Origin of the sequence: Agreia sp. Leaf335 (assembly GCF_001423605.1) — a bacterium.
Lineage (GTDB): Bacteria > Actinomycetota > Actinomycetes > Actinomycetales > Microbacteriaceae > Agreia.
Genome location: NZ_LMOQ01000003.1, coordinates 256,402 through 268,835 on the forward strand (window position 1 = coordinate 256,402; position 12,434 = coordinate 268,835).

At 67.8% G+C, this 12,434-nt stretch carries 12 protein-coding genes; 8 read left to right on the forward strand and 4 right to left on the reverse strand.

Features of this window, described 5'->3' with window-relative positions; genetic code table 11:
* The first annotated feature begins 52 nt into the window (after nt 1–52).
* From ASF79_RS11545 to ASF79_RS11560, 4 genes are read left to right on the forward strand one after another with little or no spacing between them, the layout of a single operon-like run.
* Complete coding sequence (locus ASF79_RS11545; RefSeq protein WP_055855133.1) at nt 53–850, forward strand: DeoR/GlpR family DNA-binding transcription regulator; 798 nt, start codon at nt 53–55, stop codon at nt 848–850.
* Nucleotides 847–1,836: a 1-phosphofructokinase family hexose kinase gene (locus tag ASF79_RS11550; protein ID WP_055779065.1), complete on the forward strand. Its 990-nt coding sequence runs from the start codon at nt 847–849 to the stop codon at nt 1,834–1,836. The genes ASF79_RS11545 and ASF79_RS11550 overlap by 4 nt, the downstream gene beginning before the upstream one ends.
* A gap of 16 nt (nt 1,837–1,852) precedes the next feature.
* Nucleotides 1,853–3,922, forward strand: coding sequence for a PTS fructose transporter subunit IIABC (locus ASF79_RS11555; RefSeq protein WP_055855136.1), 2,070 nt, complete (start codon nt 1,853–1,855; stop codon nt 3,920–3,922).
* A 55-nt stretch (nt 3,923–3,977) separates the two neighbouring features.
* Complete coding sequence (locus ASF79_RS11560; protein WP_055779059.1) at nt 3,978–4,247, forward strand: HPr family phosphocarrier protein; 270 nt, start codon at nt 3,978–3,980, stop codon at nt 4,245–4,247.
* A gap of 91 nt (nt 4,248–4,338) precedes the next feature.
* On the opposite strand, the gene ASF79_RS11565 is transcribed toward ASF79_RS11560, so the two are convergent.
* Nucleotides 4,339–5,316, reverse strand: coding sequence for an aldo/keto reductase (locus tag ASF79_RS11565; RefSeq protein ID WP_055855138.1), 978 nt, complete (start codon nt 5,314–5,316; stop codon nt 4,339–4,341).
* 52 nt (nt 5,317–5,368) lie between these two features.
* Between ASF79_RS11565 and ASF79_RS11570 the strand changes: the two genes are divergently transcribed.
* From ASF79_RS11570 to ASF79_RS11585, 4 genes are all read left to right on the forward strand, one after another.
* Nucleotides 5,369–6,250, forward strand: coding sequence for an LLM class F420-dependent oxidoreductase (locus ASF79_RS11570; RefSeq protein ID WP_055855140.1), 882 nt, complete (start codon nt 5,369–5,371; stop codon nt 6,248–6,250).
* A gap of 64 nt (nt 6,251–6,314) precedes the next feature.
* A complete protein-coding gene (locus tag ASF79_RS11575; protein ID WP_055855142.1) occupies nt 6,315–6,794 on the forward strand; it encodes a MarR family winged helix-turn-helix transcriptional regulator in 480 nt (159 codons plus the stop codon).
* Between the two features lie 97 nt (nt 6,795–6,891).
* Complete coding sequence (locus ASF79_RS11580; protein ID WP_055855145.1) at nt 6,892–8,586, forward strand: CYTH and CHAD domain-containing protein; 1,695 nt, start codon at nt 6,892–6,894, stop codon at nt 8,584–8,586.
* Nucleotides 8,587–8,633: 47 nt separating this feature from the next.
* The gene (locus tag ASF79_RS11585; RefSeq protein ID WP_146077552.1) at nt 8,634–9,128 is read left to right on the forward strand and encodes a hypothetical protein; all 495 of its coding nucleotides are present in this window, start codon (nt 8,634–8,636) and stop codon (nt 9,126–9,128) included.
* On the opposite strand, the gene ASF79_RS11590 is transcribed toward ASF79_RS11585, so the two are convergent.
* The 3 genes from ASF79_RS11590 to ASF79_RS11600 are packed head-to-tail and all read right to left on the reverse strand — an operon-like array spanning nt 9,125 to nt 12,428.
* Complete coding sequence (locus ASF79_RS11590) at nt 9,125–10,096, reverse strand: acetamidase/formamidase family protein (RefSeq protein ID WP_082466035.1); 972 nt, start codon at nt 10,094–10,096, stop codon at nt 9,125–9,127. The genes ASF79_RS11585 and ASF79_RS11590 overlap by 4 nt on opposite strands.
* A complete protein-coding gene (locus ASF79_RS11595; protein WP_055779041.1) occupies nt 10,093–11,484 on the reverse strand; it encodes an APC family permease in 1,392 nt (463 codons plus the stop codon). Before ASF79_RS11595 ends, ASF79_RS11590 begins: the two co-directional genes overlap by 4 nt.
* Complete coding sequence (locus ASF79_RS11600; protein WP_156366240.1) at nt 11,481–12,428, reverse strand: proline iminopeptidase-family hydrolase; 948 nt, start codon at nt 12,426–12,428, stop codon at nt 11,481–11,483. The genes ASF79_RS11595 and ASF79_RS11600 overlap by 4 nt, the downstream gene beginning before the upstream one ends.
* Nucleotides 12,429–12,434: the final 6 nt, after the last annotated feature.

The window sequence follows — 12,434 nt, forward strand, 5'->3', positions numbered from 1 at the left end:
CACAGCCAGACGCGGGTTCACGGATGAATCGAAAGACGAGGTCAACGACGACATGTACGCGATAGAGCGTCACCAGAAGATCGGTGAGGAGATCGGCGCCCAGGGCCGAGTCACAGTCGCCGACCTCTCCGAGCGATTCAACGTCACTCCCGAGACCGTTCGTCGAGACCTCGACCTGCTCGAGCGGCAGGGTGTGCTGCAGCGCGTGCACGGCGGTGCAGTCGCCGGATCGAAGATCAGCCTCGCCGAGTCGACCGTCGCCGTGCGCTCCGACAAGGCGCGCGACTCCAAGCTCGTGATCGCCCGGGCGGCCTTCGGAATGATCGGAGAGTCGTTCCGCGGCTCGATCCTCATCGACGCGGGCACGACGACCGGAGCGCTGGCCCAGCTGTTGGCCGACTGGAGCCCCGTGGGCGGTGTGTCCGGCGGGCATCCACTGACCATCATCACCAACTCCGTGCCCATTGCGGCCGTGCTGCACCTCAACCCCGCCATCGAGCTGCATCTTCTCGGAGGCAGCGTGCGGGGCATCACGAGCGCCGCCGTCGGAGCATCGACCATCGAGCAGCTCGACCGACTGCGCCCCGACATCGCGTTCATCGGAACCAATGGCGTGAGCGCCGCATTCGGCCTCAGCACTCCCGAAGAGAGAGAGGCGGCGGTCAAGGCCGCGATGATCCGTCGCTCACGCCGCTCGGTCGTGCTCGCCGACTCGAGCAAGCTCGACGAAGAGGCGCTCTACCGCTTCGCCGAGCTACGCGACCTCGACACCCTCGTCTCCGACGTCGACCCGGCCGGAACGCTCTCCGCCGCCCTCGACGCAGAGGGCGTGGAGGTGATCGTGCCGTGATCGTCACCCTCACCATGAACCCCTCGTTCGACCGAACCGTCGAGCTCGCCGCCCCTCTCGCTCGCGGACAGGTGCAGCGCGCCGTCGTCACCGGGCAGGAGCCCGGCGGAAAAGGCGTGAACGTCTCGCGCGCTCTTCACGCGGCCGGATGCGACACCCTCGCGATCCTGCCCGGCGCGTCGACAGACCCGTTGGTCGTCGCGCTCGAGGTGTCGGGCATCCCGACGGCCACGGTCGAGATCGAGTCGCCTATCCGCTCGAACATCACCCTGGCAGAGCCCGATGGAACGACCACGAAGCTCAATGACCCTGGCGTGCACCTGTCGCAGGCCGTCGTCGCCGAGCTGATCGACGTGGTCGTGGCGCAGTCCGCGTCTGCGTCGTGGCTCGTGCTGGCGGGTTCCGTGCCACCCGGCGTCGTCGAGACCTTCTATGCCGACCTCGTTCGCGCAGTGCGGCTCTCGCCCACGGCTCCGCGGATCGCCGTCGACAGCTCGGGTGCGCCCCTCGCGGCGCTCGTCGCGTCGAGAGAACGGGTCGACCTCATCAAGCCGAACGCCGAAGAGCTGCTGCAGCTCGCCGAGTCGCAGGGTCTCGACACGGGCGGGGCCACGCACGAGCAGCTCGAGGCCGACCCCGCGCTCGCGGTCTCGCTGGCGCAGTCTCTTCTGTCGCCCTCCCTCGGGGCGGTGCTCGTGACGCTCGGATCGCATGGCGCGGTGCTGGTCGAAGCCGAGGAAGCCTGGCGCGCCCCGGCTCCGCGGATCGTGGCCCGCAGCACCGTAGGGGCGGGCGACTGCTCGCTCGCGGGCTACGTGCTCGCAGACCAGCGCGGCGACCTCCCCGGCGCGCGCCTCGCCCAGGCGGTGGCCCACGGCGCCGCCGCCGCCTCACTCCCCGGCACGACCGTGCCGACACTCGAACAGACACATCCAGGCGACATCGTCGTCACCACGATTCCGCGCGTCGCCGCGGGGCAGATCTAAACAAAGGAGAACAAGGATGTCTTCACTCATCACACCAGGGCTGGTGATCCTCGACGAGGATCTCGGAGCCGACCGCGCCGGCGTGATCAGGCGCCTCGCCGAGCTGGTCACGGCATCCGGTCGCGCCAGCGACACCGAGGCGCTGTTCGCCGACGCCTGGGCGCGCGAAAGCAAGACCGACACCGGAATCCCGGGCGGAATCGCCATTCCTCACTGCCGATCGACCGCGGTGCTCGAGCCGACCCTGGCAATGGCGCGCCCCGCGCCCGCGGTCGACTTCGGCGCATCCGACGGCCCCGCAGACATCATCTTCTTCATCGCGGCTCCCGACGGTGCCGACCAGGCGCACCTCGTGCTGCTGTCGAAGCTGGCCCGATCGCTCATCAAGCCCGAGTTCGTGACCGCCCTGCGAGAGGCCTCCAGTGCCCAGGCGATCGTCGACCTCGTCGACGAGGCGCTGTCGGATGACCCCGCCCCGGCCGCCGCGCCCGTCACGGACTCGACGCCCTCCGCATCCGCATCGACCGACGACTCTTCGAGCGCCGCGACCCGGCCCATTCTGGTCGCCGTCACCGCCTGCCCGACCGGCATCGCGCACACGTACATGGCCGCCGACTCCCTCGTGGCCGCAGCCAAGCGCGCCGGCGCGGAACTGCACGTCGAGACGCAGGGATCGTCGAGCGTGACGCCCCTCGATCCGGCGCTGATCGCCAACGCGGTCGCCGTGATCTTCGCGGTCGACGTCGACGTGCGCGACAAGGGACGGTTCGCGGGCAAGCCCGTCATCCAGGCTCCCGTCAAGCGCGGCATCGACGAGCCCGACAAGATGGTCGCCGAAGCCCTCGCCGCGGCCGACGACCCGCAGGCGCGACGCGTCTCAGGTGACGGCGCCGCGGCATCCACCAGCACCGCTGCCAATGAGCACGTCGGCCAGAAGATCAAGCGTTGGCTGCTCACCGGTGTCAGCTACATGATCCCGTTCGTCGCGGGTGGCGGTCTGCTGATGGCCCTCGGCTTCTTGCTCGGCGGATACCAGATCAGCGACAACGCGAAGGACATCATCCTTCAGAACAGCCTCGTCAACCTGCCGGATGGCGGGCTCGGAACATACCTCGGTGCCGTCGCGTTCGCCATCGGCAACGCATCGATCGGCTTCCTCGTTCCGGTGCTCGCGGGCTACATCGCCTACGCCATCGCCGACCGTCCGGGTATCGCGGTGGGCTTCACCGCCGGCGCCGTAGCCCTGCTGATGAACGCCGGATTCCTCGGTGGCCTCGTCGGAGGTCTGCTCGCCGGATTCATCGCCTGGGCCATCGGCCGGCTGCAGGTTCCTCGCTGGCTGCGCGGACTGATGCCCGTCGTGATCATCCCTCTGGTGGGGTCGATCTTCGCGTCGGGGCTCATGGTCCTCGTGCTCGGTGGACCGATCGCCCTCCTGATGAGCGGCCTGAACGACTGGCTGTCGTCGCTGACCGGTGCCTCGGCCGTCGTGCTCGGGCTCATCCTCGGAATCATGATGGCCGCCGACCTCGGTGGACCGATCAACAAGGTCGCCTACTCGTTCGCCGTCGCGGGCCTCTCTGCCGGAACGATCGCGAACCAGGCCCCCTGGCAGATCATGGCGGCCGTCATGGCCGCGGGAATGGTTCCGCCGCTCGCCCTGGCCCTCGCCACCGTGATCGACAAGAAGCTGTTCAGCCAGGCTGAGCGTGAGAACGGCAAAGCCGCGTGGCTGCTCGGTGCCGCCTTCATCTCCGAGGGCGCGATTCCGTTCGCCGCCGTCGACCCGCTGCGCGTCATTCCCGCCAGCATCGTGGGCAGCGCCCTGACCGGCGCGATCGTGATGGGCACGGGAGTCACCTCGCAGGCTCCCCACGGAGGCATCTTCGTGTTCTTCGCGATCGGCAATCTCGCCATGTTCATCGTGGCGATCCTCGCCGGAACGATCGTGTCGGGTCTGCTCGTCGTCGCTCTCAAGAAGTGGGTGCGTCGTCGCCCGGTCGAGGGTGCCGAGGGCGCAGCCGCATCCGATTCGGTCGTCGCGGGATCCGCTGCGCCGACCGCGGTGCCGGCAGCCGCTCGCTGAGCCGGCCCCGCATCCACCCCGTCACACTCACTCACTGAAACGAAACGAGAAACCCATGCCAGAACGCAATGCAACCATCGCCAGCCGCGTCGGACTTCACGCCCGCCCCGCCTCCGTCTTCATCGAGGCGGTCAAGCGCCAGCCCATGAAGGTGACCATCTCGAAGGGCGGCAGCACCCCGCTCGACGCCGCGAGCATCCTCTCGATCATGAGCCTGGGCGCCGCGAACGGCGACATCGTCACCCTCGCGGCCGAGGGCGACGGTGCCGAGGCCGCACTCGAGGAGCTCGCGGGCCTGCTCGAGACCGACCTCGACGCCGAATAAGCGCTACAGAGCGCACTGAGGTGCGGAGAACGGCCGCTTCGACCGATGGTGATGCGGCCAGTCTCCGCACCTCAGTGCGTTCGGGCTCAGATCAGAAACCCTCGGGGTTGCGCGGCGTGTACGGGGCCGTGAGGCGCTCGAGTTCGGACTCGCTCAACTCGATCTCGAGCGAGGCGACGGCGTCGTCGATGTGGCTCTCTTTCGTAGCGCCGACGATGGGCGCGGTCACCGTCGACTGCTGGCGCACCCAGGCGAGGGCGACCTGTGCGCGCGAGACGCCGCGCTCGGCGGCGATGCCGGCCACGGCATCCACGATCGCGCGATTCGATGCGTCGTCGGATGTATAGAGCCGGGCCCCGAAGAGATCTTTGCCCGTGCGCTCGGTCTCGGCATCCCAGTCGCGGGTGAGACGGCCCCGCGCCAGCGGCGACCAGGGCAGCACGCCGACCTTCTCATCGAGGCAGAGCGGGTGCATCTCGCGTTCCTCCTCGCGCTGCAGCAGGTTGTACTGGTCCTGCATCGAGACGAACGGGGTGAGGCCGTTCACCTCGGCCACCCGTTGGGCCTTCGCGAACTGCCACGCCCACATCGACGAGGCGCCGATATAGCGCACCTTGCCCGATTTCACGAGGTCGTGGAGCGCGGTCATGGTCTCCTCGATCGGGGTCTCCGGATCCCAACGGTGGATCTGGTAGAGATCGACGTGATCGACGCCGAGGCGGCGAAGGCTGTCGTCGATGGCCGACATGATGTGCGCGCGCGACAGGCCGCCGCGGTTGGGTGTGCTGCCCATGCGGCCGTGCACCTTCGTGGCGATCACCACGTCGTCGCGCTGTGCGAAGTCGGCCAGTGCGCGGCCCACGATCTCCTCGCTCGATCCGTCGGAGTACACGTCGGCCGTATCGAAGGTGGTGATGCCCTTCTCGAGCGCCCTGCGGATGAGGGGGCGGCTCGTCTCCTCGTCCAGCGTCCACGCATGGCCGCCCCGATCGGGAGTACCGAAGCTCATGCATCCGAGCACGACTTCGCTGATCTGCATTCCGGTGTGTCCGAGGCGGGTGTAGCGCATGGTTCGAGAGTACTGCTGCCGAGACGCTGCGCTGCGGGGTTAGTGTGAGGCCATGGACCTCGGCCTGCACTTTTACACGTTCACCGCCCCCGAGTGGGAGACCACTCTCACCGATCGCCTCACAGAGACGGCGCGAATCGCCGACGAGGGCGGTGTGGCCCTCTTCTCGTTCATGGATCACTGGTTCCAGATGCTCGACGCCGGCGGGCCGTTCGAGCCCATGCTCGAGGGCTATACCTCGCTCGGCTACCTCGCCGGCGTCACGAACCGGATGCGGTTGGGCCTGCTGGTCACCGGCGTGACCTACCGGCATCCGGGCCTGCTCGCCAAGACGGTGACGACCCTCGACGTTCTCTCGAAGGGCCGCGCGGTGCTCGGCATAGGAGCGGCCTGGTACGAGCGCGAGCACGCGGCGCTCGGAGTGCCCTTTCCCTCGACGAAGGAGCGCTTCGAACGCCTCGAGGAGACGCTGCAGATCTGTCGACAGATGTGGTCGCCGAACAACGGTTCGTTCGAGGGCGAGCACTATTCGCTCGCCGAGACGATCAGTCTTCCCCAGCCGGTGCACGGCTCGGTTCCCGTGCTCATCGGCGGCGGGGGTGAGCGCAAGACGCTGAGGATGGTGGCCGAGTACGCGCAGGCCTGCAACCTCTTCGGCGCTCCCGGCGATGCGGCGCTCGCCACGGTGAAGCACAAACTCGACGTGCTGCGCGGCCACTGCGACGCCCTGGGAACCGACTACGACGCGATCGAGAAGACCATGCTGTACCAGGGCGATCCGACGGGCGACACGGATGCCTTCCTCGCAGACATGGAGCGCTATTCCGAAGCGGGAATCACGCTCGTCGGCACCGTACCGCCCCGGTATGTCGATCCGGTGCCATGGACGGAGAGGCTCACGGCCACGGTGGTCGGGCGACTCTCGCAGATCTGAACTTGTTGCACAATATCCACGTTTACTTAGTTGTAGCGTTAACCATCTCGGTAGAATAGTCAGCATGAGTGACGATGTCTGGCTGACCGACGAGCAGCAGCGTGCCTGGGTGCGGTTCATCTCCGTGGTCGAGCGGCTTCCGGGGGTGCTCGACAGCCAGCTGCAGCGCGATGCCGATCTCACGCACTTCGATTACTTCACGCTCGCCATGCTCTCCGAGGCGCCGAACCGCACGCTCCGCATGACGGAGCTCGCCCTCGTCACGAATGCGACCCTTCCTCGCCTCTCGCACGTGGTCTCGCGCCTCGAGAAGCGCGGCTTCATCGAGCGCACGCAGAGCTCGGACGACCGTCGGGCGACGAACGCCCAGCTCACGAAGGCGGGGTGGGAGAAAGTGGGCGCGACCGCGCCCGGCCACGTCGGCACGGTGCGCGACTACGTGATCGAGCCGCTCGACGAGCGTGACGTGGAAGACCTGCATCGCATCATGAGCAAGATTCTGGCGAAGCTCGATCCTGAGCACGGGTTGCGCGTGCAGCGCTGACCTCTGTCGGCAAGAATGGATACCGGCGCGGACTGCCTTGCCGGGTGTCGGTCATGGCCCAGCTGCGCCGCTCGCAGTCAGCCCCGACGGAGGACCCATGAAGCACACCAGCCAGGTCGAGATCGAGCGCAAATACGACGTCGATGAGAACGCGCTCGTTCCTACATTCACCAGCGTCGACGGCATCGAGAGCGTGTCTGTCGACGATGCCGTGCAGCTCGAGGCCGTGTACTACGACACCGAAGCGCTCGATCTTCTCACGAAGCGCCACATCGTGCGCCGCCGCGAGGGCGGAGGCGACGAGGGGTGGCACATCAAGCGCCCGGCGGGTGAGGGCCGCTCCGAATTGCACTGGCCGCTCGATGTCGACTCGGCGGATGGCTCCGCCGAGGGCGACGCCGCATCAGACGGGGTGCCCGACTCGGTTCTCGAGCCCGTGCGCGCCATCGTGCGCGATCGCATCCTGACCCCGCTCGCCCGCATCTCGACCCGGCGCACCGCGACGCATCTCATCGGCGCCGGCGGCGAGGCCGTCGCCGAATTCGCCGACGATCGGGTCACGGCATCGGATGTCCGTGGTGGCGCCGTGCGGGCCTGGCGCGAGTGGGAGGTGGAGCTTCTGCCCGGCGCGCCAGACAGCGAGGAGGAGCGGACAGCGCTCCTCGACGCCATCGAGGTCGCTGTGCTCGCCGAGGCGGCGACCGTGTCGACGTCGCCCGCCAAGATCGCGCGGGCGCTCGGTCACGATTCCCTGAGCAATGCGCTGAACGGCGCCAAAGAGTCCGGCACGGTCGAGTCCGGCACCGGCGAGTCCAGCATCGTCGAGGCGCGCCGCCCGAGCGCGGGTACGCGAGCGGTTCCCGCCTCTGACCTGACTGCGAAGAGCCCCGCCGCCGATGTGATCGTCGAGGCGCTTCGCCAGTTGGTCGAGCAGCTCGAGCAGCTCGACCCCCAGGCGCGAGCCGATCAGCCCGACTCCGTGCACCAGATGCGTTCCGTCGTTCGACGCCTGCGCAGCGTGCTCGCCGCCTACCGCCGGCTGTTCGACGAGGAGCGGGTGTCGTCACTGCGCGATCGGCTGCGCGCCCTGGGAGGCGTGCTCGGCACGGCTCGAGATGCCGAGGTGCGCGCGCAGCTCGCCGACGACGAGCTCGCCGAACTGGGGCACCGCACGAGCGACGCGTCGCATCGCCGCCTCGTCGAGGGTTCGCTCGAGGAATACCGTCAGGCGCACGCCGCGGCGTTGCGCATGCTCTCGAGTGCGAGCTACTACCGGCTGTTCGACGACCTCGACGACTTCGTGGCGAATCCTCCGCTGTCGGCGCTCGGCGAGAAGCGCACACCGATCAAGGTCGTCGCCGCCAAGGTGATCGCGAGCGAACTGGCGCGCCTGCGAAAGCGCGCCGGCGCGGCCGCCTTCGCCGGGGCATCCGGATCGGGCGGCGACATCGACGCCCGCGGCGATCGTGCTCTGCACAGCGCGCGTAAGGCCGCCCGTCGGCTGCGCTTCGCGGCCGACGCGGTGTCGAAGGGCGGCACCGCCGTGCTCGGAAAGAAGTACCGGCACGTCTCGCGCGAGGCCGAGAGGGTGCAGGATGCGCTCGGCGATCACCGCGACAACACCCTGTTCGTGGAGCACCTGCTCGTGAACTCGAACCGCGCCCACGCGGCGGGTGAGAACACCTTCGTCTACGGCGCCATGTCTGTTCGGGCGCAGCACCGGGGAGCGGCCGCGCTCGACGAGTCTCCGAAGGCGCTCAAACGCCTCGATCGGCGGGCAGAGAGCCTCTGACGGCGACTCCCCAGTCAGGCAGAGAAATGGGGGGCTAACATGACCGCGTGTCCTTCCTGTCTGACGAAAGTCGCCTCTGGCTCGCCCGCGTGGCCGAGCTCGATGCCGCCGCTGCCGCATCGCCCCAATCGCCCCCTCCGGCGCTCGACCGCATCCGCGCCGTGCGCATGCTCGCCGCTGAGCTGGAGAAAGACGCCGCGACCCTGCACGCGGTGCGCGAGGCCCGCGCATCCGGAATCACCTGGGAAGAGATAGCGAACGCCGCGGGCCTCGGGGCTGCGGCCGCGAAGTGGCGCTGGCACGGCACCGACGCGGAGATCCTCGAGCGGCACGAGGCGGGCCGTAAGCGCTCCGCGAGGCCCAGCAGCGTGCCCACCGACCTGCCCGGAATGTCGGTTTCAGAGGCCGCCGTGAAACTCGGGGTGAGTGCTCAGGCGGTGTACCTGCGGGTCAGCCGCGGGCAGCTGCGCGCCGAGACCATCACGCTGTCGGATGGGCGCACGTACAAGCGAGTGTTCCCCGACGAGGCGCCTCCCGCCTAGAGCAGCACGCTCTTCGGCAGGATATGCAGGGTCACCGCTCCGACGGGCGCCATCGGGTGCAGCGGATCGGGATCCTCCGACCCGGTCGGACCACCGAGCTTCGAATGGCACACCGCGCTCATCACGGCGTAGGCGTCGCCCTTGGTCCAGCCGTTGTCGACGGTCAAGAACTCGAAGAGGTCTTCGTAGCCGCGCGTGATGCTCTGCTGCACGGGGTCGCCCAGCCCCACGAAGATCCACTCGTCGTCGGTCTCGACGCGAGGCGCCCGGATGCGCTTGCCGGGGATAAGGTCGATGCTCACCACCGCGACGCCCTCGGCCTCGATCGCGACGAACGACGACTCGCCTTCGGCCATCAGCGCGTGGATGTCGCCGATCGAGAGGTACGCGCCCTCGACCATGACGGGGAGGTAGACCACCGATCCGGGGCGGCACTCGGTGAGGTCCATGTTGCCGCCCTCTGCATAGGCCGGCATGATCGTGGAATTCGAGCCCTCCGCGGGAGCCGTGCCGATGCATCCGATCATCGGACGCACGGGGAACGTGTGCCGGTCGGTGACGTGGGCGCCCTCCGCGTCGAGTGGCACGCGCCGGCTGAAGAGCTCCGGTCCCATGACCTCCGACAGCGCTCCGGTGCCGGGCAGGCTCACGGACCAACCGCAGTCCTTGAGCCTGATCTCATGGATCGTCACGGCGAGCGTGTCGCCCGGCGCGGCTCCCTCGACGAAGACCGGGCCGGTGACGGGGTTGATGCCCGCCGTCAGCTTCTGCATGTCTTTGTGCTCGTGCAGTTGGCGATACACCTCGTCGCTCGTTTCGAAGCCGATGCGCTCACCGGTTCCGGCGGCGATCCTGAGGGCGGGGTCGGATGCCTCGAAGCCGAAGCGGCCGTTCTCCTTGCCCAGCAGGTGATCGATTCCGGCCGGGTCGACGATCCAGGTGGTGTTGCCGTGGTCTCTGTCACTCATACGTGAGCATCCTCCTCTGTCAGCTCGGTCTTACGACCGGTGATCTTGTAATAGGCGAAGACGGCCGCTCCGATGACCAGCCAGACGAGCCCGCCCACCTTGGCCTCCACGGCCGCGTTCAGCAGCACGTAGCCGATGATCAGGAACCCGATGACCGGCACGACGAGGTGCAGAAGGTAGTTCTTCGACTTCTTCTTCACGATGTAGAAGACGATCACGGCGACGTGCAACAGCATGAATCCGAAGAGCGCCCCGAAGTTGACGAGTGCCGAGATCAGGTCGATCTGACCGACGAAGAACAGCACCAGCACGGCCGAGAGAGCCGACACGAGCAGGATGGCGTTCTGGGGAACCTGGCGCTTGTTGATGACGCTGAGAAAGCGGGGCAGCTGGCGATCGCGGCTCATCGAGAAGAGCAGTCGGCTGGTCGCGGCCTGCGCGGCCATGGCGTTGGCGATGCCCACGGCGAGTACGTTCACCACCAGGAAGGCCGTCATCCAGCCGCTGTTCGAGGCGGCCTGCACGATGGTGAAGAAGGCGTTGCCGACCTCGTCGTCGCTGAACGACTCGCGTCCGCCGGCCAGCGCGCTCGCCAGCCAGGTCTGCACGATGAAGAGCACGGCGACGATGATCAACGCGAGGATCATGGCGCGACCGGCGGAGTTGCGCCCGCCGGTGGCCTCCTCGGCCATGGTCGAGATGCCGTCGAAGCCCAAGAAGCTGAGCACGGCGATCGACAGGGCGGATGCGATGAGCGGCCCGGTCACCTTGCTCGCGTCCCACAGGGGGTCGATCGTGAACGCCGCATCAGGCACGGTGTTGCCCGAGAGGGCGGTGACCGCGATGACGATGAAGATCACCACGAAGATCAGCTCGATGGCGAGGAAGATACGGTTCATCAGCTTGAGCGAACCGATGCCCAGCAGATTGACGACGGTGTTGATGGCCACGAAGACGAGTGCCCAGACCCAGCGCGGGGTATCGGGAAAGATGCCCACCATCGACTCGGCGGCGAAGACGTAGAGGAGGGTCGGCACCAGCAGGTAGTCGAGCAGAATGGCCCAGCCCGCGAAAAAGCCGGCCGTGGGGTGGATGCCGCGGCCCACGTACGAGAAGACGCTGCCCGCCAGCGGGATCGACTTGGCCATCTGCTGGTATGCGAGGGCGGTGAAGATCATGGCGATGAGGCCGATGAGATAGACCAGCGGAACCATGCCGCCGGCCGCGTTGTACACGACGCCGAAGATCGCCCACGGCGCGATGGGCACCATGAAGACGAGACCGTAGATCAGCAGATCGACGGTCGACACGCTTCTCTTGAGTTGCTGCTTGTAGCCGAGCGATTCGAGTTCCTGCTGGGCGCTCAGGGCGGGGCCGGACTGGGTCATGATGTGAGGTCTCTTCTGTCGGAGGTGCTGTAGTCGTGCGTGCTGAGGTCATGCTTGCTCAAGAAGTGCGCGATCTCGGCCCGGAAGATCTCGGGCTGCTCGAGGTGGACGCAGTGACTGGCTCCGGCGAAGACATGGGTGGTGGCTCCGGCGATGCGGGTGGCGAAGGGTTCCCAGGTGGCGGGCGTTGCTTCGTCGAACTCGCCGGCGACGACGAGTGTGGGGGTGTCGATGCGATCGAGGCGATCGACGACGGTCCAGGAAGCCAGGGTGCCGACGACATGGAACTCGTTCGGCCCGTTCATGGTGTGGTACACCGTGGGCTCCGCTTCCATCTGGTCGACGCTCTCCTGAAAATCGGGGGGTGTCGGGGTGACGCGGCACACGTGCCGCTCGTAGAAGACGGCGGATGCCGCCACGTACTCGGGGTCGTCCAGCGTTCCGGCGGCCTCATGCCGGTCGAGCGCGCCCTGCACCTCGGTCGGCAGCTCGTCGCGGAGGGCGCTCGCGGCCTCCGACCAGAGCGGCATCGACGCGGGGGAGTTGCAGATGCTGACGCTGGCCAGGGCGGGGTTGCGGCGCACGGCGATCTCCGCGGCGAGCATGCCTCCCCATGACTGACCGAGCAGGTGAACGCGGTCGAGGTCGAGCGTCTCGAGCAGGTTCTCGAACTCGTCGACGAACAGCTGGGGTGTCCAGAAGTCGGCGGGCGCGTCGGGCAGGTGCATGCTGTTGCCGCAGCCGAGCTGGTCGTAGTGGATGACCATGCGGCCCGTCTCGTCGGCGAGGAGGCCGATGTTCCGCACGTAGTTATGGGCCATGCCCGGTCCGCCATGCAACACCACGAGGGGGAGTGCGCCCTCGCGGGGTGCATCGGGGGTCTCGGTCCGAACCCACGTGGAGTACTCGCCGAACGGGATGAGACGGGTGGTCACAGAAGACATGAAGGA

Excerpts from the sequence above, each read along its gene's own strand:
- ASF79_RS11545 (WP_055855133.1), top strand. The coding sequence starts at position 53 with ATGTACGCGATAGAGCGTCACCAGAAGATCGGTGAGGAGATCGGCGCC.
- ASF79_RS11555 (WP_055855136.1), top strand. The coding sequence starts at position 1,853 with ATGTCTTCACTCATCACACCAGGGCTGGTGATCCTCGACGAGGATCTC.
- ASF79_RS11560 (WP_055779059.1), top strand. The coding sequence starts at position 3,978 with ATGCCAGAACGCAATGCAACCATCGCCAGCCGCGTCGGACTTCACGCC.
- ASF79_RS11565 (WP_055855138.1), bottom strand. The coding sequence starts at position 5,316 with ATGCGCTACACCCGCCTCGGACACACCGGAATGCAGATCAGCGAAGTC.
- ASF79_RS11570 (WP_055855140.1), top strand. The coding sequence starts at position 5,369 with ATGGACCTCGGCCTGCACTTTTACACGTTCACCGCCCCCGAGTGGGAG.
- ASF79_RS11575 (WP_055855142.1), top strand. The coding sequence starts at position 6,315 with ATGAGTGACGATGTCTGGCTGACCGACGAGCAGCAGCGTGCCTGGGTG.
- ASF79_RS11580 (WP_055855145.1), top strand. The coding sequence starts at position 6,892 with ATGAAGCACACCAGCCAGGTCGAGATCGAGCGCAAATACGACGTCGAT.
- ASF79_RS11590 (WP_082466035.1), bottom strand. The coding sequence starts at position 10,096 with ATGAGTGACAGAGACCACGGCAACACCACCTGGATCGTCGACCCGGCC.
- ASF79_RS11595 (WP_055779041.1), bottom strand. The coding sequence starts at position 11,484 with ATGACCCAGTCCGGCCCCGCCCTGAGCGCCCAGCAGGAACTCGAATCG.
- ASF79_RS11600 (WP_156366240.1), bottom strand. The coding sequence starts at position 12,428 with ATGTCTTCTGTGACCACCCGTCTCATCCCGTTCGGCGAGTACTCCACG.